The 25822-nt window shown below is 36.2% G+C and carries 24 protein-coding genes and 3 tRNA genes; 10 read left to right on the forward strand and 17 right to left on the reverse strand.

Annotated elements, in window-relative coordinates:
* Positions 1-48 precede the first annotated feature (48 nt).
* Positions 49-591 (reverse strand): aggregation-promoting factor, encoded by a 543-nt coding sequence (locus tag HMPREF2893_RS09210; protein ID WP_070594287.1) that lies wholly within the window; start codon positions 589-591, stop codon positions 49-51.
* A gap of 228 nt (positions 592-819) precedes the next feature.
* Between HMPREF2893_RS09210 and sdaAB the strand changes: the two genes are divergently transcribed.
* From sdaAB to HMPREF2893_RS09225, 3 genes are read left to right on the forward strand one after another with little or no spacing between them, the layout of a single operon-like run.
* Positions 820-1491 carry an L-serine ammonia-lyase, iron-sulfur-dependent subunit beta gene (gene sdaAB / locus HMPREF2893_RS09215; RefSeq protein WP_003002135.1) on the forward strand — a complete coding sequence of 224 codons (672 nt, stop codon included), beginning with the start codon at positions 820-822 and terminating at the stop codon, positions 1489-1491.
* A gap of 9 nt (positions 1492-1500) precedes the next feature.
* Entirely contained in the window at positions 1501-2373 is an 873-nt protein-coding gene (sdaAA, locus tag HMPREF2893_RS09220; RefSeq protein WP_003002222.1) for an L-serine ammonia-lyase, iron-sulfur-dependent, subunit alpha, read from the forward strand.
* Position 2374: 1 nt separating this feature from the next.
* Positions 2375-3004, forward strand: a complete 630-nt coding sequence (locus tag HMPREF2893_RS09225; RefSeq protein ID WP_049522615.1) for an HAD hydrolase-like protein — start codon at positions 2375-2377, stop codon at positions 3002-3004.
* A gap of 25 nt (positions 3005-3029) precedes the next feature.
* Here HMPREF2893_RS09225 and HMPREF2893_RS09230 read toward each other — a convergent pair whose 3' ends face one another.
* The 8 genes from HMPREF2893_RS09230 to yfmF form a co-directional block, all read right to left on the reverse strand.
* Positions 3030-3674: a LysM peptidoglycan-binding domain-containing protein gene (locus tag HMPREF2893_RS09230; protein WP_021154150.1), complete on the reverse strand. Its 645-nt coding sequence runs from the start codon at positions 3672-3674 to the stop codon at positions 3030-3032.
* Positions 3675-3831: 157 nt separating this feature from the next.
* The gene (locus tag HMPREF2893_RS09235) at positions 3832-4629 is read right to left on the reverse strand and encodes an energy-coupling factor transporter transmembrane component T family protein (protein WP_024054768.1); all 798 of its coding nucleotides are present in this window, start codon (positions 4627-4629) and stop codon (positions 3832-3834) included.
* A complete protein-coding gene (locus HMPREF2893_RS09240; protein ID WP_021154152.1) occupies positions 4622-5464 on the reverse strand; it encodes an energy-coupling factor transporter ATPase in 843 nt (280 codons plus the stop codon). Before HMPREF2893_RS09240 ends, HMPREF2893_RS09235 begins: the two co-directional genes overlap by 8 nt.
* Positions 5449-6273, reverse strand: coding sequence for an energy-coupling factor ABC transporter ATP-binding protein (locus tag HMPREF2893_RS09245; RefSeq protein WP_021154153.1), 825 nt, complete (start codon positions 6271-6273; stop codon positions 5449-5451). The genes HMPREF2893_RS09240 and HMPREF2893_RS09245 overlap by 16 nt, the downstream gene beginning before the upstream one ends.
* Entirely contained in the window at positions 6274-6813 is a 540-nt protein-coding gene (gene pgsA / locus HMPREF2893_RS09250) for a CDP-diacylglycerol--glycerol-3-phosphate 3-phosphatidyltransferase (protein WP_003009208.1), read from the reverse strand.
* Positions 6814-6844: 31 nt separating this feature from the next.
* Positions 6845-7252, reverse strand: a complete 408-nt coding sequence (locus HMPREF2893_RS09255; protein ID WP_023919990.1) for a helix-turn-helix domain-containing protein — start codon at positions 7250-7252, stop codon at positions 6845-6847.
* Between the two features lie 26 nt (positions 7253-7278).
* Complete coding sequence (gene yfmH / locus HMPREF2893_RS09260; protein ID WP_024054767.1) at positions 7279-8553, reverse strand: EF-P 5-aminopentanol modification-associated protein YfmH; 1275 nt, start codon at positions 8551-8553, stop codon at positions 7279-7281.
* An 8-nt stretch (positions 8554-8561) separates the two neighbouring features.
* Positions 8562-9809 carry an EF-P 5-aminopentanol modification-associated protein YfmF gene (yfmF, locus tag HMPREF2893_RS09265; RefSeq protein ID WP_070675878.1) on the reverse strand — a complete coding sequence of 416 codons (1248 nt, stop codon included), beginning with the start codon at positions 9807-9809 and terminating at the stop codon, positions 8562-8564.
* Positions 9810-9964: 155 nt separating this feature from the next.
* On the opposite strand from yfmF, the gene yaaA reads away from it, so the two are divergent.
* Both yaaA and recF read left to right on the forward strand, forming a co-directional pair.
* Complete coding sequence (gene yaaA / locus HMPREF2893_RS09270) at positions 9965-10327, forward strand: S4 domain-containing protein YaaA (protein WP_024054765.1); 363 nt, start codon at positions 9965-9967, stop codon at positions 10325-10327.
* Positions 10327-11421: a DNA replication/repair protein RecF gene (recF, locus tag HMPREF2893_RS09275; protein WP_024054764.1), complete on the forward strand. Its 1095-nt coding sequence runs from the start codon at positions 10327-10329 to the stop codon at positions 11419-11421. The genes yaaA and recF overlap by 1 nt, the downstream gene beginning before the upstream one ends.
* A gap of 45 nt (positions 11422-11466) precedes the next feature.
* Here recF and guaB read toward each other — a convergent pair whose 3' ends face one another.
* Both guaB and trpS read right to left on the reverse strand, forming a co-directional pair.
* Positions 11467-12948 (reverse strand): IMP dehydrogenase, encoded by a 1482-nt coding sequence (gene guaB / locus HMPREF2893_RS09280; RefSeq protein ID WP_003009220.1) that lies wholly within the window; start codon positions 12946-12948, stop codon positions 11467-11469.
* A gap of 141 nt (positions 12949-13089) precedes the next feature.
* Positions 13090-14118, reverse strand: a complete 1029-nt coding sequence (gene trpS / locus HMPREF2893_RS09285) for a tryptophan--tRNA ligase (RefSeq protein ID WP_021154159.1) — start codon at positions 14116-14118, stop codon at positions 13090-13092.
* Between the two features lie 205 nt (positions 14119-14323).
* On the opposite strand from trpS, the gene HMPREF2893_RS09290 reads away from it, so the two are divergent.
* Together HMPREF2893_RS09290 and HMPREF2893_RS09295 are read left to right on the forward strand one after the other, a co-directional pair.
* A complete protein-coding gene (locus HMPREF2893_RS09290; protein ID WP_049486042.1) occupies positions 14324-15949 on the forward strand; it encodes an ATP-binding cassette domain-containing protein in 1626 nt (541 codons plus the stop codon).
* Between the two features lie 49 nt (positions 15950-15998).
* Positions 15999-18566: a YfhO family protein gene (locus tag HMPREF2893_RS09295; protein ID WP_070675880.1), complete on the forward strand. Its 2568-nt coding sequence runs from the start codon at positions 15999-16001 to the stop codon at positions 18564-18566.
* 98 nt (positions 18567-18664) lie between these two features.
* Here the strand turns inward: HMPREF2893_RS09295 and HMPREF2893_RS09300 are convergent.
* The 6 genes from HMPREF2893_RS09300 to rlmH all read right to left on the reverse strand — a co-directional run bounded on the left by HMPREF2893_RS09300 (position 18665) and on the right by rlmH (position 21909).
* Positions 18665-18738, reverse strand: a tRNA-Asn gene (locus tag HMPREF2893_RS09300).
* Positions 18739-18746: 8 nt separating this feature from the next.
* Positions 18747-18818, reverse strand: a tRNA-Glu gene (locus tag HMPREF2893_RS09305).
* Between the two features lie 50 nt (positions 18819-18868).
* Positions 18869-19627 carry a LytR/AlgR family response regulator transcription factor gene (locus HMPREF2893_RS09310; protein ID WP_070449643.1) on the reverse strand — a complete coding sequence of 253 codons (759 nt, stop codon included), beginning with the start codon at positions 19625-19627 and terminating at the stop codon, positions 18869-18871.
* Positions 19624-20964, reverse strand: coding sequence for a sensor histidine kinase (locus HMPREF2893_RS09315; protein WP_021154164.1), 1341 nt, complete (start codon positions 20962-20964; stop codon positions 19624-19626). The genes HMPREF2893_RS09310 and HMPREF2893_RS09315 overlap by 4 nt, the downstream gene beginning before the upstream one ends.
* A 349-nt stretch (positions 20965-21313) precedes the next feature.
* Positions 21314-21387 (reverse strand) — tRNA-Arg (locus HMPREF2893_RS09320).
* A 42-nt stretch (positions 21388-21429) separates the two neighbouring features.
* On the reverse strand, positions 21430-21909 hold the full coding sequence (rlmH, locus tag HMPREF2893_RS09325) for a 23S rRNA (pseudouridine(1915)-N(3))-methyltransferase RlmH (protein WP_021154165.1): 480 nt from the start codon (positions 21907-21909) through the stop codon (positions 21430-21432).
* Between the two features lie 204 nt (positions 21910-22113).
* Here rlmH and HMPREF2893_RS09330 point away from each other — a divergent pair, with 204 nt between their 5' ends.
* From HMPREF2893_RS09330 to dnaA, 3 genes are all read left to right on the forward strand, one after another.
* Positions 22114-23295: a serine protease HtrA gene (locus HMPREF2893_RS09330; protein ID WP_021154166.1), complete on the forward strand. Its 1182-nt coding sequence runs from the start codon at positions 22114-22116 to the stop codon at positions 23293-23295.
* Between the two features lie 71 nt (positions 23296-23366).
* Entirely contained in the window at positions 23367-24128 is a 762-nt protein-coding gene (locus tag HMPREF2893_RS09335) for a ParB/RepB/Spo0J family partition protein (protein ID WP_049495811.1), read from the forward strand.
* Positions 24129-24395: 267 nt separating this feature from the next.
* A complete protein-coding gene (gene dnaA / locus HMPREF2893_RS09340; protein WP_070449645.1) occupies positions 24396-25754 on the forward strand; it encodes a chromosomal replication initiator protein DnaA in 1359 nt (452 codons plus the stop codon).
* Positions 25755-25822: the final 68 nt, after the last annotated feature.

Below are 25822 nucleotides of genomic sequence, written 5' to 3' on the forward strand. Positions count from 1 at the left end.
TGTCTAACTTTTGGGGTGCAGTTCATCAAGAACTCTTTTTAAACGAATTTAATACCAGCCATTTGCCAACCAGAAATTTTTAGCTGCTGACCATGATCCATAACGGTTGACAACATATTGATTGGCTACTTTTTCTTGGTTTGCAGGTGATAAATCACCATTCAAATAAGTGATAGTCAATTGGTAACGACCATAATATTGGCCATTTTGTGCTGTATAACTACCACTTGACTCTTTTTGGGCAATCCATTCCTTAGCAGCTGCATCTTCCGCATTCAAACCATCTGAAGCAGAGACAGTAGTTGTTGCTTGTGTAGTATCAGCTTTACTAGCAGGAGCTTGCTCCGTAGTTTTCTGCGTTGTATTTGCATCTTCAATCTCAAGAACTTGACCAACTGAGATGAGATTCACGTTACTAATCTTATTTTTCTTAGCAATCGCATCAACCGTTGTGTTCTTCTCTTTAGCAATAGCTGATAAAGTATCACCTGATTTTACAGTATAAGAATCTGCATTCGCTACAATTGGAAGGAAAAGTCCTGCAAGTAAACTAAGTCCAATAATTCGTTTCATCATTTGTTTTTTATTCATTATTATGTACTCCTTTATTGGTATACCTCTATACTACACAAGAAATATTTCATATTTATTGAAATAATGTGTCAAATATTTCAGTCAGATGTTAGAAATACTAAAAATCCAGGATAATATAAATGCTTTAAGCCCCCTTTAAGATTTCTCAGATATTTCGGGAAAAATAGAAGAAATCATCAGCCATATCTGATATAATGAAGTAAAGTGATCACAAAGGAGCAGAGCATGAACTCTTTAAAATTCCAATCAGTTTTTGATATTATTGGACCTGTGATGATCGGCCCATCCAGTAGTCACACTGCAGGTGCTGTTCGAATTGGTAAAATTGTTTCTTCTATCTTTGGAGAGGAACCAAAAGAAGTTGAGTTCCAATTATTTAATTCCTTCGCCAAAACCTATCGTGGTCATGGAACAGATTTAGCCTTAGTAGCGGGCATCTTAGGAATGGACACAGATGATCCTAGAATCCCAGATAGTCTAAAAATTGCACATGAACGAGGCATTCGGATTGTTTGGTCTATTCAAAAAGAAAGCAATGCTCCTCACCCAAATACAACGACTATTACTGTTAAAAATGATCATAAAACGATTTCTGTCACTGGAATCTCAATTGGTGGTGGGAACATACAGGTTACTGAGTTAAATGGCTTTGCCATCTCGCTAAATATGAATACTCCAACCATTATCATTGTTCACCAGGACGTCCCTGGAATGATCGCTCATGTGACAGAAGCTCTTTCTCGCTATGATATTAACATTGCACAAATGAATGTAACACGGGAAAAAGCTGGAGAAAAAGCGATTATGATTATAGAAGTTGACTCAAGAAGTTGTGAAGCAGCGATCGAAGATATCCGTAAAATTCCTCATCTTCATAATGTCAACTTTTTCAAATAAGGAGTTCATATGTTTTATTCAATTGTAGACCTCGTAGAACAAGCAAGCACACAATACGAAGGAAACGTCGCAGAGTTAATGATTGCAACTGAATTTGAACTAACCGGTCGTGAACGAGAAGAAGTCCTACGATTAATGACCCGTAATTTAGAAGTGATGATTGATTCTGTAAAGTTAGGGTTAAATGAAAACCACTCTCGTAGTGGGTTAACCGGTGGGGATGCCGCAAAATTAGATCGCTATATCAAATCAGGAAAAACGTTATCTGACTTGACCGTCCTAACCGCAGCGAAGAATGCTATTGCTGTCAACGAACACAATGCTAAGATGGGACTGGTCTGCGCAACACCCACTGCAGGATCTGCTGGCTGCCTCCCCGCAGTTCTCACTGCAGCAACTCAAAAATTAGGGTTAAACCGTCAGCAACAATTAGATTTTCTACTGACAGCTGGAGCTTTTGGTTTAGTGATCGCAAATAATGCTTCTATTTCAGGTGCAGAAGGTGGTTGTCAAGCAGAAGTTGGTTCTGCTTCAGCTATGAGTGCAGCAGCATTGACACTAGCTGCTGGGGGAACTCCTTATCAAGCGAGTCAAGCAGTCTGTTTTGTCATCAAAAACATGCTTGGGCTCATTTGTGATCCAGTAGCAGGACTCGTGGAAGTTCCATGTGTTAAACGGAACGCAATGGGAGCTAGCTATGCCTTCATTGCTGCTGATATGGCCTTAGCAGGTATTGAATCAAAAATACCTGTTGATGAAGTGATTGACGCCATGTACCAAGTTGGATCTAGTCTTCCGACTGCCTTTAGAGAAACAGCTGAAGGAGGATTGGCAGCAACACCAACCGGACGTAGATTACAAAAAGAGATATTTGGAGAATAACATGCAAGCCTTATTTTTTGATTTAGATGGAACATTAGTTGACAGTTCCAAGGGAATTACAGAGAGCTTTCAACATACATTCGATACTTTGAAGGTTCCTCAACCCGATCTCAAAACTATCCGTAGTTTTATGGGACCACCTTTGATTTCTAGTTTTGAAGCTACCCTTCCTGAAACTTTGGTAGATCAAGCAGTGATGATCTATCGCCAGTATTATCATGAAAAAGGTCAATACAAATCAACTCTGTTTCCTCAGATAGTAGAAGCTTTGAAAGCATTACAAGACGAAAACATTCCTCTTTATGTAACTACTTCAAAACATGAACCAGTTGCTTTACAGATGTGTCAAGATTTAGGTATCGATAAATACTTTAAAGGAATTTATGGATCAAATTCAGATCGTATCCACAAAGCCGATGTCATTCGATACGCCTTGTCAAGCAATGACCTTCCAAAAGAGGAGACAGTGATTATTGGAGACACAAAATTTGACCTCATTGGAGGTCAAACAGTTGGCATAAAAACCATGGCCGTCACTTGGGGATTTGGAGATCTTGAAGAGCTACTTCTTTACTCACCAGATTTTATTTGTCACTCTCCACTTGACATTCTTGAGACATTAAAAAAATAGGTTTACAAGTTGTAAACCTATTTTTTTAATAACCCCAAGCTGATAAACCTTGTGAGCTATATGCATTGTATGCAGCCTGGATTTGATCATCAACTGTTGCAGTTGAACCCCAACCTGGCATTGTTTGGAACAAACCACTGGCACCAGAAGCATTTGCTGCATTTACTTGACCATTTGATTCACGGGCAATAATTGCTTCCCAAGTAGAAGCAGGTACACCAGTCATTTCAGCCATACGAGCAGCTGCATAAGATCCTTGTTCTCCAGCAGTATTCCCATTTGATAGAACAATTCCACCATTTGTTGATTGTGCAGAAGTCACTGCAGCATTTGCTGCATAAGTTGTTTGTTTTTGAGCAGTTTGTGCAGTTGCTGTAGTTGCACTTTCAGCAGGTTTTGCTTGCTCTTGTGGAGCAACTTTATCAATCATAGATTTTGAACGCTCACCTAACTCAATAATTTGTCCTGCATAGATCAAATCTTCATTGGTCAGATTGTTAGATGCAATAATATTTTCTACTGAAGTGTTATTTTCTAGTGCAATTTTTGATAGAGTATCTCCAGACTTCACTTCGTAAGTTTCAGCATTCACTGTAGCAATACCAGAAATGAAAAGTGATGCTGCTGAAAGTAGGGAAGTGACTGTCCATTGGAACTTTTTACTGTTCATGAATTCTATTCTCCTTTCGAACATAATTCTATCATACACACAAAATGTTACAGTTTATTGTAGAATATATTACAAATGTTACAAGAATATGTGAATTTAATGTAAAAAGCGCTTTGTATAGCGCTTTTTCCTTATTTTTGAACCAATACAACTAGCTCTATCCATTTTTTAGATAAAAAACTATCAACATGAGGCACAGAATAACGAGCAATGCCAGGGTATCTTTTACTCCCCACTGCAGAGTCCGATAGCGTGTTCGTCCTTCACCGCCTTTGTACCCTCTCGCTTCCATCGCAATTGCTAATGCATCTGCGCGTTTAAAACTTGAGGCAAACAAAGGAATGAGAATCGGAATGAAGGAACGGATCCTTTTTAATAGATTTCCTTCACCAAAATCAACACCACGCGCCCTTTGCGCATTCATGATTCGATTCGTATCATCCACTAAAGTTGGAACAAAGCGCAAACTCATAGATAGCATTAACCCAATCTCATGTGCTGGAACTTTAATAATTTTTAGTGGTGTGAGGATCTTTTCAACAGCATCTGCTAAACTCAATGGTGTCGTCGTCACGGTTAAAATCGTCGAATAAAAAATGATTAAAATAAATCTACAAAATATGATGGCGGCTTGCATCAATCCTTGGTCGGTTAATTTAAAAAACCACCATTGATACAAAATAGTTCCTTGAGAGGTCGCAAATAATTGAAAAATGGTTGTAAAAGCAATGATAAAAATCATTGATTTTAAACCTTTAATATAAAAACTAACCGAAATCCTCGTTAGATACATTAAAACAAAAATAAAACCAAAGAGAAGAACATTTGTCTGGATATTATTTGCCCAAAACAGAAGAAATATGAATAAAAACATTGAGAGCAACTTCCCACGAGGATCTAGTTGGTGGATAATGGAGTTTCCAGGAATATACCTTCCCAAAATCATATTATTCATGAAGTAACAGCTCCTTTAGTTCCTCAATTTTGATTGGTAGTCTGTCCAGAGGAAGTCCTCTTCGTTTCAATTGAAGAGCAAAATTCGTAATTTGTGGGACTCCTAATTGAAGTTTTTGTAAATACTCAACCTGTTGAAACACTTCCCTTGGGGATCCGTTTAGGACAAGTTTTCCCGCTTCTAAAGCAAATACAGTATCAGCAAAATTTGCTACATCATCCATCGTATGAGTTACCAGAACTAGGGTCATCCCATTTTTATGTAATGTCTCAAACAGCGCCATCAATTCCTTTCTTCCAGCAGGATCTAGACCTGCTGTTGGCTCGTCCAATACTAAAATCTCTGGTTCGATAGCTAAAATACCTGCGATCGCAACCCGTCTCATCTGTCCACCAGATAGTTCAAATGGACTTTTATCATAGATAGACTCTTCTAAACCAACGATCGCTAATTTTTCTTTGGCTATTTCCTCCGCTTTGTCCTTAGGTACCCCAAAATTCTGTGGTCCAAAGGCTACATCAGCTAGAACGGTTTCTGCAAACAGCTGACTTTCTGGAAATTGAAAAACCAAACCAACCTTTTTTCTCAGGTACTTCATTTCTTTTGGCTCAGAATGATTATCTAAAACAAAATCTTCAAATTGAATCGTTCCTTTAGTCGGACGCAGTAAACCATTTAGTAATTGCAACAAAGTAGACTTGCCACTACCAGTATGTCCGATAATGGCTGTATAAGATCCATCTTTTATTTCCAAACTAATATCAGAAAGCGCCTGCCCTTCAAAAGGACTTCCCTCTTGATAAGTATAATAGACATTCTTTAAAGAGATTCCCATAATTGGTCTAATAACTCACTTTCTGTTAGATAATCCTGTTTTAGCGGAAAATGCGAGCTGAGAGATTCTTGAACCTGCTTACTAAAAGGCTTATCTAGTCCAATCTCATTGAGGTCATTTCTTGAAAACAATTCCCGCGGCGTCATAGAAGACTCTAGTTTTCCTTTTTGAAACACGAGTGTTCGATCACTTAAGGCAATTTCGGTTAAATCATGGGTAATGGAGATAATTGTTAATTGAAATTTTTTCTGAAGTTCTCTCATTACCGCCATTAGATCCTCTCTACCTTCTGGATCTAACATACTAGTTGCTTCATCAAGGATAATAATCGTTGGTCTCAAGGCGATAATACCTGCTATGGCCACCCGTTGCTTTTGACCACCTGACAAACGAGATGGTTCGCGATCTTTAAACTCCAGCATACCAACTTGCTCAATAGCCTTCTCCACACGTTGAAACATTTCTTCCCGTGGAATTCCTTGATTTTCTAAACCAAAGGCAACATCATCTTCTACTGTCGCACCAACAAATTGGTTATCAGGATTCTGAAATACAATCCCAATTTTACTACGGATTTCCCATATGGTTTCACGAGTCAGTTGTTTTCCATCAATGTAAATCTCACCAGACTCAGCTTCCAAAAGACCATCAATCAGGCGTACAACTGTAGATTTCCCACTACCATTGTGTCCAACAATCGAAAGCCACTCTCCTTGTTTCACGTGAAACGAAACCGTGTCAATTTGATACTCTTCTACTGTTTTATCGTATCGAAAGGATACATTTTTTAGCTCAATCATCTGTTTCATTTATTTAAATGTGTCTTTAAAGAGATAGCTACTTCCCTTAAAGTAGTCGTAACCAGAATAAATTGTGAAAATCAATGCAATATAAAGCAACACTTGCCCTGGAAGAGTCCAATGGCAAAGCAAAAAGATAATGGCAAACATTTGGCTAAAGGTTTTAATTTTTCCAGGCATGGCTGCAGCAAGAACTGTACCACCTGTCTCAACAAGTAGAAGACGCAAACCAGTAACAGCTAACTCACGACAAATGATAACGGCTGCAATCCAAGCAGGAACCATTTTTAATTCAATCATCATGATAAAGGCTGACATGACCAATAATTTATCTGCCATTGGATCGGCAAATTTACCAAAATTACTCACTACATTCCATTTTCGTGCAAGAAAGCCATCTAAATAATCTGTAATACTAGCAATTGCAAAAATAACTGCCGCTACAATATGTCCTAAGTAAGAGTGACTTAAACTTAAAATGGCAATAAAAATAGGAATCATCACAACCCGAATTAATGTCAATGCATTAGGAATATTTTCTTTTTTCATACTTCCTCCAAAAAATAAACTATCTTTACATCTATTTTACAGATGCTGTAAACTCATAAAAATATACGATATAAATCACAAAACCAAGAATGACAAAACTAACTAGTAGATAATACAGGATTGGTAACCAGCTCGCTTTCTGTCTTAATTTTCTTGAATGAAGCTCTTCGTCATCTACAAGTATCTCTTCATCAAATAACAATTCTTTTCCTTCACGAAAAGCTGTCAATAGGATGGACTCATCTAATCCCAAAGCCCATGCTAATTTTTTAAGATAGATCTGAGCGTAAAAGGGACTCGGTAATAGATCAAACTCATCGTTTTCCAACGCTTCTATATAAGGAATTTCAATAGCTGTCTTATTTGACACATCCTGTAAACTTAAGTGTAAATTTACTCTTGACAGTCTTAACACTTGACCAATCGTTCTCTTCTTCATGTTTCCCCTTCTTGATACATTGTTTACTACTTTTGAAAAATCATATAGTCAACCATCTCAGCCCGTTCGATGAACTGACGCCCTAATTTGATGATATCTTGTAAACTAATACCTTGTAAAATCTTTGGAAGATCATAAGAAGTGCTACCGTCTGAAAAATATTCAAACTGAGTGGCACTATACTCAAGCGAATTTAAACCTTGTAAGAAATCACCAAACATTTCGCTTTTAATCGTATCCAAATGTTCCTGATTGACATCTGGATCCTTCTCAAATTGTTTGATTGCTGACCTAAATTGATGAGATAAGGACACCGGTTCTTGAGTATCCATTGTCAAAATAACGAAATGAAATAATTCCTCAACCTCGACTTCAAGTGTCAATGAGTTGTCAATCTTCCCAGCTTCATATAAACTTTGAAACCGTTGCGAAGTCCAACCAAACATCATCGAAAATAGTAATTTCAACATCAATTTATAACGAAATTTTTCCTCTTTCTTAATGATATCATTTCCTCGAATTCCAATTGCCAACTTCGGAGTAGCAACTTCCATTCTACAAGATTGATTCAATCTTACTTCATTTTTTTCTACAGGAAAACGTTCTAACTCCACAGATGGATGAGGAGGAACTAGATCATATTTCTTTACTACTTGCAATACTTCATCAACATCAAAGTTTCCGATCACTAATAAGTGCATTTGAGAGGGATGATAGAATAGATCAAAGTTTTCACGGAGATTATCTATTGTAATGTTGGAAATAGACTCCCTAGTCCCAGCAATATCATCTGCTAACGGTGTTCCAGGATATAAATTTTCTAAAGCACCAAAAAATAATCGATAGTCTGGACTATCTTGATACATTCCAATTTCTTGTTGAATGATTTCTCTTTCCTTAGATACAGATTTTTCTGTAAAGGAAGCCTTTGAAACCATCTCCAATAACAATTGAATATTCTCAGGGACTTTTGAAGTTGTTGAGAAAAGATAACTTGTCTTTGTAAAGCTTGTAAAGGCATTACTTTCCGATCCTAAATGAACGAATTTTTTTAAATAATCTTGACCATTTTCATCTTCAAATACTTTGTGTTCTAGGAAATGAGCAATTCCTGCAGGATATTGCCTTTCATCACCATTCACTAGAATTCGTGTATCCACTGAGCCAAACTTAGTTGTGATTATTCCATAGGTTTCATAATAATCTTCTTTGGGAATTAAATGAATAGTCAACCCATTTGACAAGCGTGTAAAGTAAACTTGCTCACCAACTGATTCATAATATTTTTCTTTAATTTTCAATCTTTACACTACTTTCCTTCCATAAAATAAACAGACTGTAAATTAATTGTTTTTGCCACTTCAATAATTTCTTCTCTACTAACCTTATCGATGGACTCTAACCACTCTTCTAAAGAAAGGACTTTCTTTCCTAGGATCGTTTTCAGATATTCCCTTTCAATCAAGGTATTTTGCCGATCCTGTGCTAATAAGGTCGTATTCACCAACATTTCTTTTGTCAATTGAAGCTCTGACTCTGTAAACTTGCCTCGTTTTAAATCATTCAACTGTCGCATAATCAAGGTCATTACTTTCGTACGAGATTCCTTATCAATACCTGCAAAAACTCTCATGAAGCCTGTAAAAATATCAAAATGGCTTGAGATAGTATAAGCAAGGCCTTCTTTCTCACGTATTATTTGAAAAAGTCTCGAATGCGAGAAAGCTCCCAGCATCCCATTTAATACAACTAGAGGGATATGGAGAGATTCTTCATACTGGGTAGAAAAATGATAACCTAATTCTAAAATAGATTGTTGGTTTTGTTTTTGCTCTAACTTTTCTCTTACAACATTTGTAAAAGGTTGTTGATAGGTGACAGACAAATTGTTATCACGTGGCTTGAATTCAAACTGGTTCACTCGATCCACAATAGCGACCTCATTAAAGTCACCTATGAAAAAGAAGTCAATGTTATCTAATTGGAGCATCTGATGAAACTGTTCAAGAGAACTTTGAGCTGTTTCTTGTCTCACTAAATCAACTTTCCCCAATCTTGACATCCCGATTGTTTCGTCTTCAAAAAATAGTTGATTCAATTGCCCATGTGCATAATAATAAGGCTCTTCAATTTCTGACTCCAAATCGGAAATCGTATTTTTCTTTTCAACGTCAAATGTATCACTGTCAAAGTGATCTTCTACTACCAAAGGTGAAAAGAAGATAGTTTCTATAATGTCCAAAACCTCATCCGTAAGAACATTTTTCTTGCTCAAAAAGTCATCGCGCACAAAGGAAATATTCAAATCAACATAATGAACACGCCCCCTCTTAGAGACTGAGGTTGACAATTCTACCCCATATAGACTCGCTAATTTTTCACGGAATAATTGTGAAGTTGGATATTTTTGATTTGCAGTTTCCATCATACAGGCTACTAAAACACGCGCAGCCACGGTATTTTCATCTAATGGTGATGAAAAACGGACCTTAATTTTATTGGTTTTAAATTTTTTTGATTGAAGAAAGTGAAGATTCACGCCCTTTACTAATTCCATTTTCATCCTCGTTCTACTCAATAGTAACTTTCATTATAACACGAAATCACACTAAAATCCTAATTCAAACTGTGAAAAAGCTCCTCAAATCACTCAACATTCTCTACCCTAGAAAAACTAAAAATATGGTATAATAACACGCAAAGAGGTGAACTATGAATTACAAATTATTTGATGACTTTATTACATTACAAGCAATCTTAAAAGAACTCGGCATTATACAGAGTGGTGGTGCAATCAAAGCCTTTCTTCAAGAAAAAGAAGTCTTTGTGAATGGTGAATTAGAACAACGGAGAGGCCGTAAACTTCGTGTCAATGATCAGATTGACATTCCTGAACTGAGCATGACTATCACCATTCTTGAACCTTCTCAAGAAGAAATAGAAGAACATCTTAAAGAGAAGGAAGAAAAGGAACGTGTTGCTAAACTTGTCAAGCAACTCAATCAACAACAAAAGAAACAACCGACAAAGACTAACAAAAAAGAAAAAGCAATTCGCTTTCCTGGTATCTCCTAATGTGGTTAAAACACTTATCCATTCAACATTTTCGTAATTATCAAGAACTAGAAGTCGAGTTTCATCCTGGATTAAATATTTTCCTAGGTCAAAATGCTCAAGGAAAGACCAATATTCTCGAATCAATTTATTTTCTAGCTTTAACCAGAAGTCATCGAACACGAAATGATAGAGATCTCATCTATTTTGAATCCACCGATTTTAAAGTTTCTGGTCAATTGCAAAGAGAAACTGGTCCCCTTCCATTAGAAATTTCCTTGACACCAAAAGGTCGGATAACTAAGGTAAATCATTTGAAACAAGCCAAATTATCAAACTATATTGGCCATATGAATGTTGTCCTTTTCGCACCCGAAGATTTGCAACTGATCAAAGGATCACCTGCAGGGCGTCGAAAGTTTATTGACATTGAATTAGGTCAGATGAAACCTCTCTATTTATCCGACTTATCTCAATACAACCATGTACTGAAACAAAGAAACAGTTATCTAAAAAATTCGGAAAAAATTGATGCTACATTTTTGGAGGTCTTAGATTCACAACTAGCTAATTTTGGAAGTCGCGTCATCCATCATCGGCTTGAGTTTATTAAAAAATTAGAAGCTAAAGCAGAAGAAAAACACACTCGACTTTCTGACAACAAAGAAGACCTATCGATTCAATATCAGTCAACTGTTTTTTCTGAAGAAGGAAATGATATAGAAGAGCAGTTTCTCTCTATGTTGGAAAAAAACCGTCAGAAGGATATTTTTAGGAAAACAACAAGTATTGGGCCTCACAGGGATGATTTGGCATTTTTTATCAATAATATGAATGCTACCTTTGGTAGTCAGGGCCAGCATCGAAGTGTTGTTCTCTCTCTAAAATTAGCAGAAATTGAATTGATGGAAGAAATCACAAGAGAAAAGCCTATTTTATTACTTGACGATGTCATGAGCGAACTTGACAATTATCGTCAACTTCAACTACTTGAAACCATCTCTAATAATATTCAAACATTTATTACAACGACCACTCTCGATCATTTAAAAGACCTGCCTGAAGAGTTGAAAATTTTCACTGTTCAAGCCGGTCATATCAAAACAGCATCTTGACAGAATTGTCAAGATGCTGTTATTTTTGTTTACAAATGTGTAAATTTATTGTGCTGAGTAGTTAGGAGCCTCGTTTGTGATTTGCACATCATGAGGATGGCTTTCTTTCAATCCTGCACCACTCATTTCAACAAATTGTGCATGATCATGTAAATCTTGAATGGTTGCTGCACCAACATAACCCATACCTGAACGAATACCACCGATCATTTGGAATACCATATCTGCTACAGAACCTTTATAAGCAACACGTCCCTCAATTCCTTCAGGAACCAATTTATTGGCTTCATTGACAGATCCTTGGAAGTAACGGTCGCTAGAACCTTTCTTCATTGCTGCAATAGATCCCATACCACGGTATGTTTTAAATTTACGACCTTGGAAGATTTCTGTTTCACCTGGTGCTTCATCTGTACCTGCAAGCATTGAGCCAAGCATAACCGCGTTTCCACCAGCTGCTAGTGCTTTGACAATATCTCCTGAATACTTGATACCACCATCAGCAATGATCGTTTTTCCATATTCACGAGCTACAGCGGCTGCATCATAAATGGCAGTCACTTGAGGAACACCAACCCCTGCAACAACACGAGTTGTACATATTGATCCTGGACCAATTCCGACCTTAACTACGTCTACCCCTGCATCAAATAATGCACGAGCACCTTCAGCGGTTGCAATATTTCCTGCAATCAAGGTACGATCTGGGAAGTGAGCACGAATTTCTGCAATCTTACGAAGAACACCCGCAGAATGTCCATGAGCAGTATCGATGACAATAGCATCTGCACCAGCTTCAAAAAGAGCTTCTGCACGTTCAAAAGTATCTGAAGTAACCCCTACGGCACCAGCCACAAGCAAACGACCAAATTCATCCTTAGCCGCATTTGGAAACTCAATAACTTTTTCAATATCTTTGATTGTAATCAAGCCAGAAAGACGACCATTTTCATCTACCAATGGTAATTTTTCAATACGGTGCTCTTGTAGAATGCGTTCAGCTGTTTCCAAATCGGTTCCAACCGGTGCAGTTACCAAGTTTTCACTTGTCATATGATTTGAAATGGGTTGATTGTAATCAGAAATAAAACGCAAATCCCGGTTTGTAAGGATACCAACTAATTTACGATTTTCAAGTGTTTCAACAACAGGAACACCACTGATTCGGTATCGTCCCATCAACTCATCTGCTTCTGCAATTGTATGAGACGGAGTCAAATAGAACGGATCAATGATAACCCCATTTTCAGAACGTTTTACTTTGCGTACTTCATCTGCCTGTTGCTCAATTGACATGTTTTTATGGATCACACCAAGTCCACCAGCACGTGCCATAGCAATTGCCATTTGACTTTCAGTCACCGTATCCATAGCAGCAGTAATGATTGGGATATTCAAGCGTAAATTACTTGCTAATTGTGTACTTAAATCTGCATCATTAGGCAATACGTGACTTTCTGCTGGAATCAAAAGCACGTCATCGAATGTAAACCCTTTTTTCAAAAACTTTGTGTCCCAATTAGACATTAGCTGGATCCTCTTTTCTTTTTATTTGAGCAAGGCTCGAATTTTTATTGTTAATATCATACCATTCTATGGCAATTTGTCAATCATTTATTGGTAACTATCAATGAACGGTATAAAATGTTCGCTATTAATGAAGTCGTTTTATTTTTTAAAATAGGTAATTCCCATCGCAGATTTGACTTCATCCAATGTTTGAGCTGCTACATTTCGAGCACGTTCACTTCCTTTTTCAAGAATAGAGTAGACTTCACCCATATCCTTTGCAAATTCAAGGCGTCTTTCACGAATTGGTCTTAATTCACGATCTAAAATTTCTAAAAGATATCGTTTGGTCTTTACATCACCAAGTCCACCACGTTGATAATGTTCTTTCATTTCTGCAATTTCAGCTGAATCTTCTGGACGGCCAAATACATCCAGGTAATGAAACACCATATTGCCTTCGATTTTTCCTGGATCCTCTACTTTAATATGATCCGGATCGGTATACATACTCATCACTTTTTTCTTTAAAGTATCCGCATCATCAGCTAGGTAAATTCCATTATTCAATGATTTAGACATTTTAGCATTTCCATCTAAACCAGGTAAGCGCCCCGCTGCTTCATTTTCAGGATAAATTCCTTCCGGTTCCACCAAAGTATCTGTGTTGTATGCATGATTAAAGGAACGAACAATCTCACGAGTTTGCTCAATCATAGGCTTTTGATCATTTCCTACTGGAACAAAATTCGCTTTAAATGCTGTGATATCGGCTGCTTGTGAAATAGGGTATACCAAAAATCCTGTTGGAATACTCTCACCAAAACCTTTTTGAGAAATCTCGGTTTTTACAGTTGGATTCCTTTCAAGTCGCGCCAAAGATACTAGATTCATGTAATACATGGTCAATTCCGCTAATTCAGGAATCTGACTTTGAATGAAAATCGTAACTTTTTCAGGATCTAGTCCAGCTGCCAGATAATCCAAAGCAACATTACCAATAGATTCTACAATCGTTTTTGGATCTTTTGCATGGTCTGTCAAAGCTTGCTGGTCTGCTAGGAAAACAAACATATTATACTCATCTTTATTTTGCAACAAGACGCGATTTTTTAAAGAACCAACATAGTGGCCAATATGGAGTTTTCCTGTCGGTCTATCTCCTGTCAGAATGATGGGTTTTGTCATACTCTTCTCCTTAATCGTTATCCCTATCATTATAGCACTTTCTAGTTGAAAATGTTAGTCTATCCTCTATGTTTGTAAGGAATTAACACTTTACTAAACTGTCAATTTCGTTTACATCATTGTAAAAACAAATTGACAGTAAAAAAGTTGAATTTTCCCCTATTTTCTAGTAAAATGAAGACATTATAGAAAGAGGAGAAAATCATTGCTTACAGTATCAGACGTCTCACTACGTTTTAGTGATCGAAAATTGTTTGACGATGTCAATATCAACTTTACAGAAGGAAATACGTACGGTCTCATCGGTGCCAACGGTGCTGGAAAGTCAACCTTTTTAAAAATTTTAGCTGGAGATATTGAACCAACAACTGGTCATATTTCTCTTGGCCCTGATGAACGTTTGTCTGTTTTGCGTCAAAATCACTTTGACTACGAAGACGAGCGGGTCATCGATGTTGTCATTATGGGAAATGAAAAGCTCTACAACATTATGAAGGAAAAAGATGCTATCTACATGAAAGAAGATTTCTCTGATGAAGATGGTGTCCGTGCAGCTGAACTGGAAGGTGAATTTGCCGAACTTGGTGGATGGGAAGCAGAAAGTGAAGCATCTCAATTGCTTCAAAATCTAAATATTTCAGAAGACCTTCATTATCAAACTATGAGCGAGTTAGCCAATGGGGATAAAGTGAAAGTTCTCTTAGCTAAAGCCCTTTTTGGTAAACCAGATGTCCTTCTTTTGGACGAGCCGACCAATGGATTGGATATTCAATCCATTACCTGGTTAGAAGATTTTCTGATTGATTTTGAAAATACGGTTATCGTTGTATCCCATGACCGCCACTTTTTGAATAAAGTCTGCACCCATATGGCGGATCTCGACTTTGGAAAAATTAAACTTTACGTCGGAAACTATGATTTCTGGAAAGAATCTTCTGAACTTGCAGCAAAATTACAAGCAGATAGAAATGCAAAAGCTGAAGAAAAAATTAAACAATTGCAAGAGTTTGTCGCACGTTTCTCAGCCAACGCTTCAAAATCAAAACAAGCAACTTCGCGTAAAAAAATGCTTGACAAGATTGAACTTGAAGAAATTGTTCCATCTAGTCGGAAGTACCCATTTATCAACTTTAAGGCAGAACGAGAAATTGGTAACGATCTCTTGACAGTTGAAAATCTTTCTGTCAAGATTGATGGTGAAACTATCCTTGACAATATCAGCTTTATCTTACGTCCTGGTGACAAAACCGCCCTTATCGGACAGAACGATATTCAAACAACCGCTTTGATCCGTGCATTGATGGATGATATTGAATATGAAGGAACTGTCAAGTGGGGAGTTACAACTAGTCGATCATATCTACCAAAAGACAACAGTCGTGATTTTGCAGGTGGTGAAAGTATTCTTGATTGGCTTCGTCAATTTGCAAGTAAAGAAGAAGATGACAATACTTTCCTTCGTGGTTTCTTAGGACGGATGCTCTTTTCGGGTGACGAAGTTAACAAGTCTGTCAACGTCTTGTCAGGGGGAGAAAAAGTTCGTGTCATGTTGTCTAAATTGATGCTCCTCAAGTCAAATGTTCTTGTACTGGATGATCCAACCAATCACTTGGATTTGGAGTCTATTTCAAGTTTGAATGATGGATTGAAGAATTTTAAAGAATCGATTATCTTTGCTAGCCATGACCACGAATTCATTCAAACACTCGCCAACCATATTATCGTTCTTTCAAAAAACGGCGTAATCGATCGTATTGATGAAACCTATGATGAGTTTCTTGAAAATGAAGAAGTTCAAGCAAAAGTGAAAGAACTTTGGAGTCAATCATAAAAATAAAGAGCCCTGAAATAATGATTTCAGGCTCTTTCAGTAGAAATATATGAATAAAACAAAGCTAAAAACATCCCTTTTTATAGTATCTTCTTTCCTGATTCCAGCTATCATGATGTTCTTTATTTACCTCTCACAAGGAATCTACTGGAACAGTGATACATCCCCCTTATTAGGAGATGGTTATCATCAGTATGTCATTTTTGATACCACACTTCGAAATATTTTACATGGGACGGATAGCCTATTTTACAGTTTTCAAAGTGGATTAGGTATTAATTTCTATGCACTCAGTAGCTATTATCTAGGAAGTTTCTTTTCTCCTCTCGTCTACTTCTTTAATGCACAATCCATGCCGGATGCTGTTTACCTCATCACTCTTCTTAAATTTGGAGCTATTGGGTTAAGCACTTATATTAGTTTACATGGAATGTTTTCTAAAATTCCTAGATCCCTGGTTCTTACCCTTTCAACATCATTTGCTCTTATGAGCTTTGCTATCAGCCAAATTGAAATCAAAACTTGGCTAGATGTTTTTATCCTAGCACCATTAATTCTTTATGGATTCAAAAAACTCATTTACAATGAGGGAGAGATTCTCTACTTTATCAGCTTAACCAGCTTGTTTATCCAAAATTATTATTTTGGGTTTATGATGTCTATTTTTCTTATTTTATGGTACTTGACACAACTGTCATGGGACATCAAAGGAATTGGAAAACGCTTCTTTCATTTTGTAATTGTATCTCTTTTATCAGTTATAACAAGCCTTGTGATGTTATATCCAACCTTCTTAGATTTACGCACTCATGGAGAAAGTTTTTCAAAGGTTGACAGTATCTTTACAGAAAAAAGTTGGTATCTTGACGTATTTGCAAAAAATTTCATTGGAAGTTTTGACACTACTAAATATGGATCAATTCCAATGATCTACGTGGGATTATTTCCACTTCTTTTAGCGATTACCTTTTTCTTTGTAAAGTCGATCAAGTTTCACGTGAAACTTTCTTACTTTATACTCTTGACCATTCTTATTTTGAGTTTTCGTTTTCAATTATTAGATCTCCTTTGGCAAGGTATGCACGCGCCGAATATGTTTCTTCATCGATACTCTTGGATCTTTTCTTTGACGATTATTCTGATGGCAGGAGAAGTACTAAATCGAATAGAGGAGATCACTTGGATTCGTTTTAGTCTTGCTAATTTTCTCCTTATTCTAGGATTTGGAGCAACTGTCCTTTACAGCAGTCACTATAAATTTTTAGATGCAGTCAATTTCATTGTTACTTTTGAGTTTTTAATTGCTTTCTATTTGGTCTGTTTAGGATTTATCCTAAAAAAGATACTGCCTAGACTTTTCTATCTTTCGATCCTGTTTTTCTCCATCTTTGAATTATCGGTGAATAGTTATTATCAAATGGAAGGTATTGCGAATGAATGGGTCTTTGCTTCTCGATCATCCTACGAACGAGACTTAAAAGCCATCCAATCCTTAGTAAGAGAGAAGACAGACTCTAATTATCGGACTGAGATTCTACAGCCACAAACGGGCAATGATAGCATGAAGTATGGTTATAATGGAATTTCTCAATTTTCATCTGTACGAAATACGGATGCTAGTTCGACATTAGACAAACTTGGATTTAAATCTGAAGGAACCAACCTCAATCTTAGATACCAAAACAATTCTATTTTAATGGATAGTCTATTTGGTGTTCGCTATAATTTAAGCCAACAACCTGTTCAAAAATTTGGATTTAAAGAGATTGCAACCAAAAATGGAGTCTCACTTTCAGAAAACGAATATGCCTTACCAATCGCCTTTCTGTCAGCAAAACCTTATAAAAATACTTCCTTTACGAATTTGACACTGGATAATCAGACACGATTCATCCATCAAATCACAGATGAAAAATATAAATTTTATAAGAAATTAAATATTCTCTCGCCTACTTCACAAAATACTACATCTTCGTTGCAAACTGCAAAAATTGAAGAAGATAGTCATCTATCCTACGCAAGTATTCAATATGAAGTAACGGTTCCTGCCCATAGCCAACTATATGTCAATGTTCCAAATTTACAATTTTCAAACGATGATCGGAAAGATATTGAAATCAGCTACAATGGACAGACCCAACGCTATACCATTGATAATGCCTTTCCATTCTTTTCGATTGGCCATTTTGACACAGAGGAAACAGTTACTATTCGTTTGAGTTTTCCAGAAAATTCGACAGTCTCCTTTGATACACCAGAATTTTTTGCTCTGGATCTTGACCAATACACACAAGCTATCGCTAGTATTCGTCAGCAAGAAGTTGCTATTCACAAAAAGAAAAACAAATTGGTAGCAGCCTATAACGCAAATAGAGACACTACCCTTATTTTTACACTCCCTTATGATAAAGGCTGGTCAGCTAAACAAAATGGAAAACCTATCCAAATTCATCGCATCCAGAAAGGATTATTGGGAGTTCGTGTTTCAAAAGGATCCGGAACAGTCACCTTAACATTTGTTCCCCAAGGCTTCATTGAAGGACTCATTGCCTTTTTCGTTGGAATCATTCTCTTCTTCCTCTACGAATGGAGACAAATAAAAAGACGAAAAAGCTAAGGAATCTAACCATCGTTCACTTATAAATAAAAGGCTAGGATAGTCATTATCCTAGCCTTTTTCAAAACAAAAAAACACCCAAATGGGTGCTATACTAGCTCCGCCAGTAGGACTCGAACCTACGACATCATGATTAACAGTCATGCGCTACTACCAACTGAGCTATGGCGGAATGAGATATAGTCCGTACGGGATTCGAACCCGTGTTACCGCCGTGAAAAGGCGGTGTCTTAACCCCTTGACCAACGGACCATATATTCATTAACAGAACATATCCCATTATATCAGAATTTAACTAATTGTCAAGCACTAAATTCTAAATTTTGCTCTTCGATTAATTTTTTGACACGTTTGATATTGCTTCTTGAGATTGGACAAGAATACCCTTCTTTCAACAACAACTGTTTCCTTTTCTTATCCATTCCAACGATCATACTTCTATTCACGATATAAGATTGATGGGGACTGAAATATCTCTCCTCCACATCTTTCTCCAAGACATCTGATAAACTTCCTGCAATTTCTTTTTGAAAATTTTTCCCAACTAAGTTTAATTTATAAGCAGAACCAACAGTTTCAATATAAAGAATATCTTTAAATGGAATTTTTATCTTTTTATCCTTAAAGTCATACTCAAAATAATCTGTCAAATCATCATTTCCAATTTGAATAGTTGTTAGGTACTCAATACACTCCTTGATTTTTAATCTAAATAAATCTTCATTCAAATTTTTATCAATAAAATCCAAGGCAGATACTTTATAACGATAGGTAATCGAAGCGAATTCTGATTTTGTAGTAATAAAAACAATAATAGCATAAGGATTTGCTTCTCGTATTTTTTGAGCAATTTCCAACCCACAATACTCATTGTCTTGGATATGAATATCTAGAAAATATAATTGGTGGATATCCGAATGCTGGATATAATTTTCAAATTCCGAAATTTTACCGGTAGAAATCACTTCAAGTTTAATTTCTAATTCCTTAGCAATTTCTGCAATATGTTTTTCTACCCGTATCTGTTGAGAGAGCTCATCTTCTAATAAAAAAATCTTCATTCTTGTTCGTATCCTCCAATCTTCAAAACTTGTAAAAAACGATTTCCTTGCAATTCCGTTTCTAAAAACATCGTTCCATAATTTGCTAAGATTTTTCTCACATTATTTAATCCTAGTCCTCTATTTTCTCCTTTTGTCGAATAGCCTTCTTCATATATTTTTCTAATATCAAAAGTGATTTCATTTGTTGTATTATGAATCACTAAGTAAACAATTTTTGAAATAGAGAAAATAGCAATATGAACTTTCTTTTCTTCTGCTTCTTTTGAAGCTTCCAAAGCGTTTGTCACTAGAATCCCAACGATTCTCACGATATCTAATAAATCAACTGGTAGTTGCTCGATTGGTTCACTCGTTTCAAAGGTCATTTCTACCCCAGCATCTCTTGCATCCAACCAGCCTCGAATCAAAATACTTCGTAAAGCAGAATCTTTGATATTGACCAAGTTGAATCCTGATAATGCTTCTGTATTGATCTCTTTATAACCTTTTTCCAATACTTCTCTATGGATTCTCTGTATTTCTGGAATATTTTCTTCCTCAATGGCTAACGACATAGAAATAACTAAATTTCCCAAATCATGACGAAATCCCCTGACAATAGAATAGAGACTTTGAATTTCAGCCATATACCGACTCATTTGTTGCTCAGAAAATTCTTTATACTCCAGTTCTAAATTTTTACGATACTGATCTCGCTCGATTTTCATATGGAATAAGCTGACTACAAAAGAGAAAAAACAAATCGTTGCCAACATACTCCCAAAATTTTTATATTGCGCTTGTTCACTAATCCATAAAGCAAAATTAATCACTACAAATATAGCAAAATAGACACAGATGAGTCTCTTTAAATATTTTTCAAATTCTTTCTCATAAAAAGGAGTGAAATCAAATTCAAATAGGTCAATTAACTTCAAAATGATTCCTAAAGAAATCAAACGAATGCACATATTGTAGACAATCGAGTAAGCTGCTACAACAGCATCCCCCAATACTGAAGAGACAATTATCGTCAGAAAAGTTGCTGTTCCTTCAACCGCTAAATAAGTAAAAAAAGAATAAAAAATGGCGCACAAGCGATTCGTCCGATTGGCATAATGATAATAAGGATATAAATAAACCGGCCATAAGAGCATATTTAAATCAGAGAGTCGAATATTTGAAAATAAAGTCACATCTAAAAATACTAAGAGACTTTCAAAAAGAAGAACAAAGGTGCTCAGCAGAAAGATAAATGCAAATTGATGTTCCTGATAGATTTTTTCGTCCACTAATGCAAACGTCAGAACAATGATCCCTCCCAAGAGAAAAGACAAGATTAATGACTGAATCACACAAACTCTCCCACTTTGTTTTTTCTATTTTATTATACTCTAGTATTATTATAAAAAAATAAAATTTTATATACAAAAAATTATAATATAAAATAGCCTAAAATTAAAGGGAATAGGTAAAATTGTAATGTTTTTAATGTTTTTGTTACATGAATGAAAACTATTTTACACAATTTATATAATCTACACTTTGCACTATATAGGGATTGTTAGTTCTTTTTTAAAATATTCCTAATAAATCATTTCATCACTATTAATCTATAGCAAAGTATACAAAAATTAATAGATAATGAAAATTTATACATTTTAACATAAAAGAAAAGATGCAGCAAAAGCTGCATCTCTCATTTGATCCCAGCAGGATTCGAACCTGCGACCGTTCGCTTAGAAGGCGAATGCTCTATCCAGCTGAGCTATGAGACCGAACTTACTTCATTTTAGCAGAAAAAGGAAGGAGCGTCAAGGTTATTTATGGTAAGGACTCCCCTGTTGAATCATGAAAGCACGATAGATTTGTTCCACCAACACTAATTTCATCAACTGATGAGGAAGAGTTAATTGACCAAAGCTCATTAATAGATTTCCTCTTTTTTTCACTTCAGGAGACAGACCAAGACTGCCTCCAATAACAAAAGTAAGGTTTGAATAACCAGATGTCATAATCTGGTCAATCGTTTGACTAAATTTATCTGAAGGAAATTGTTTTCCTTCGATGGCTAATACAATCACATATTCCTTATCTGAAATCTTAGAGAGAATTCGTTGTCCCTCTTTTTCAAGGATTTGTTGATTTTCGAGTTGACTGGCACGATCTGGAGTTTTTTCATCAACTAACTCAACCTGTTCTACTTTTGCAAATCGACCAAGCCTTTTAATATACTCCGCGATCCCATCTTTTAAGTATTTTTCTTTTAATTTTCCAACGGTTATCAATTTAATTTTCATTCCCCTATTGTAGCATAATTCTTCAATTCCACAAATAATCCACAGCTATAGAAAGGAAATCTATTCTATAAAGTCCTTTTTAAAGCCATTTCTCAACTAAATTCTACAAGTTATCCACAATTTGTGGATAACTTTAGTTATTTAAGATATAATTAAGAAAGTTTTTCTATACTCTAGACAATTTGATATCCTTAGGAGGAAAATATGAAATCTTCATCTAATTTACTGAAAAAAGTTGGAAACATAGCCCTCATTTTTGTTGTAGGTTTTCTAGGTGGTATTCTTGGAACCTTTTTAACCTTACAAACATCTCATTCTTCTACTTCAAATACTGAAAGTAAGCAAGTCCACTCAACCACTGTTAAAACAGCTTATAAAAATACAACCTCAACTAGTGAGGCCGTAGACAAGGTGAAAAATGCTGTAGTTTCTGTGATTACTTATTCTGATTCTTCGAATCAAGGGTTATTTGAAAAAGAAGAAAACTCTGACTCACAAATTTCTAGTGAAGGTTCTGGGGTCATTTATAAAAAAGAAGGAAAATATGCCTACCTTGTTACCAACACCCATGTGATCAATGGTGCTAAAAAAGTAGATATTCTTTTAGCAGATGGGAATAAAGTCCCCGGAGAAGTAGTTGGGTCAGATGTCTATTCTGATATTGCAGTCGTTCGTATTAGTGCGGATAAAGCAAAGGCAGTAGCTGAATTCGGAGATTCAAACCAATTAACAGTCGGTGAGACTGCAATTGCAATTGGTAGCCCTCTTGGAACAGATTATGCGAATTCTGTTACCCAAGGAATTATTTCCAGCCAAGGCCGCAATGTGAAATTGAAAGCCGATAATGGACAAAATATCTCTACACGCGCCCTACAAACAGACGCAGCCATCAACCCAGGAAATTCTGGAGGCCCATTAATCAATATTCAAGGACAAGTCATCGGGATTACCTCAAGTAAAATTTCAAATAACGGACAAACGTCAGTAGAAGGAATGGGATTTGCAATTCCTGCAAATGATGTTGTCAATATTATCAAGCAACTAGAAGAAAAAGGAAAAGTAGTTCGACCAGCTCTTGGAATCCAAATGATGGATTTATCCAACCTTTCAACTTCTGATTTAAGCCAATTAAAACTTCCTGAAAAAATCTCTGGAGGAGTACTAGTTCGTTCAACACTTGAAAATATGCCTGCTTCAGATAAATTGCAACGTTATGATGTCATCACAAAGATCGATGATACAGATATCGAGTCAACGGCAGATTTACAATCCGCCCTCTATTCTCACCAAATCAATGATACAATCAAGGTCACATTCTATCGTGATGGAAAACAACAAACAACTTCTATCAAGTTGACAAAATCAACTGAGGATCTGAGCGATTAACTTTCACTTTCTTGACATACTTGTAAACACACCTTTACGAATTTGTAAAGGTGTGTTATTCTATTCATAAGATGGAAAAATTAGAAAAAATAGCGGTAAAGGACATTCGAACCAATCCTTTCCAACCAAGAAAAGTATTTGATCAAGAAAAATTAGAAGAACTGGCTCAGTCAATCAAAGAAAATGGCTTAATTCAACCCATTATTGTCAGAAAATCTCCAATAATTGGTTTTGAATTGCTTGCAGGTGAAAGACGTTTTAGAGCTTCAAAAATTGCTGGATTAGAGCTTGTTCCTGCGATTATTAAAGAGTTAACGGATCAAGAAATGATGCGACAAGCCATTATTGAAAATCTTCAACGAGAAGATCTCAATCCAATTGAAGAAGCCATCTCCTACCAGAAGCTCGTTGATCATGGCTATAAGCACGACCAAATCGCTCAATTTATGGGGAAATCTAGACCCTATATCAGCAATATGCTTCGCTTGTTACATCTAGCTCCCTCTGTTCAAGAAGCAGTCATTCAAAATGATATTTCTTCGGCTCATGCGCGTGTTCTTGTTCCTCTTGATGAAGAAGAGCAGCGCTTTTGGTTGGAGCGAATCAAACAGGATCATTTAAATGTTCGAACATTAGAAAGCAAGATCAGTTCAAAAAGAAAACAGAAAAATAAAAAAGCAAAAGAGAGCTTCCTACTGGAAGAGGAACAGCGATTGAAAAAAATATTAGGAACAGATGTGACGATACACTCCTCTTCTCAAAATAAAGGAACTATCCAAATTTCTTTTTCCAGTCTTGATGAATACCAACGAATTATCAACAGCCTTAAATAAGGCTGTTATTTTTATTTTTTGTATTGACAAGCTTTTCCACCATAAAAATCTTTTGTAAATAGCAGAAAAATAAGGATATTCTCTAGTTATCCCCACTTTGTGGATAACTTTTAAAAACAATGTGAATTTAAATCCACAACTTGTGGAAAAGTTTAAAACTATAATTTAATTTCATGAAATTTAGCCTGTGGAAAACTATTTTTGTTTGTGGTAGAATAGGAGTACGTATGATTTGATACAATTCAAGAAAAGGAGGGAAGTCTGATAGTGTCACAAGAAGAGCAATTTTGGTCTCGTTTTTTAGAATTAGCCCAATTACAACTAAAAGATAGTGCCTATGATTTTTTTGTCGCCGATTCAAAATTAGTCAAAATCGATGGAGAAACGGCTACCATTTATCTTGATGGAAATTATAAAGAATTATTTTGGGAAACAAATCTAAAAAATGCTTTGATCACAGCCAGCTTTGAAGTCTACAATACAGATTTGAAGTTCCATTTCGTTTTTGAAGATACCGAAGAAATTCCTAGTAGTCATAGCAGTGAGAGTAGGAGATTATCTTCAGCTAGCTTAACAACCGAACCGTTGCCTAAAATTGATACAGGTCTGAAATCAAAGTACACCTTTGATAATTTTGTGCAAGGGGATGGAAATATTTGGGCGAAAGCAGCAGCGCTTGCAGTTTCTGAAAATCTTGCAACAACTTACAACCCTCTCTTTATCTATGGTGGACCAGGGCTTGGAAAGACTCACCTATTGAACGCAATTGGAAATCAAATCCTAGAAAATATTCCAAACGCACGGGTTAAGTATGTCCCAGCAGAAACCTTTATTAATGAATTTTTAGAACACCTTCGATTAGGAGAAATGAAGACGTTCAAGAATACCTATCGAAGTCTTGATCTCTTACTGATCGATGATATCCAGTCACTCGGCGGGAAAAAAGTCACGACTCAAGAGGAATTCTTTAATACCTTTAATGCCCTCCATAGCGACAACAAACAGATTGTTCTAACAAGCGATCGAAGTCCGGATCATTTAGACAGTCTTGAAGAGCGGCTGGTTACTCGTTTCAAATGGGGACTAACGCAAAATATAACACCACCTGATTTTGAAACTCGGATTGCCATCTTACGGAATAAAATTGAAGATCTAGACTATATTTTTCCTAATGACACACTAGAATATCTAGCTGGTCAGTTTGATTCAAATGTCCGAGACTTAGAAGGTGCCTTAAATGATATTTCTTTAATGGCGAAGGTGAAGAAACTAAAAGAAATTACGATCGATGTTGCAGCTGAAGCTATTCGAGCTCGTAAAAATGATAATAGCAAGACGCTTGTCATCCCCATTGAAAAAATTCAGGAAGCAGTTGGAGCCTTTTATGGAGTCAGTGTAAAAGAAATCAAAGGTTCTCGAAGAGTTCAGAATATTGTCCTAGCACGACAAGTGGCCATGTATCTTTCAAGAGAGATGACGGACAACTCACTTCCTCGAATCGGAAAAGAATTCGGTGGAAAAGACCACACGACTGTCATTCATGCTTATGAAAAAATTAAAAGTATGGTCGACACAGATGATAATCTACGACTCGAAATTCAAAGTATCAAGAAAAAGTTAAATTAATCTGTGGATAACTTCCTCTAAACTTCTAGGGGTTATGCACAATTTTTAAACAAGTAACTTTTTAAGTC

This window comes from Streptococcus sp. HMSC072C09 (assembly GCF_001813105.1).
Taxonomy (GTDB): domain Bacteria; phylum Bacillota; class Bacilli; order Lactobacillales; family Streptococcaceae; genus Streptococcus.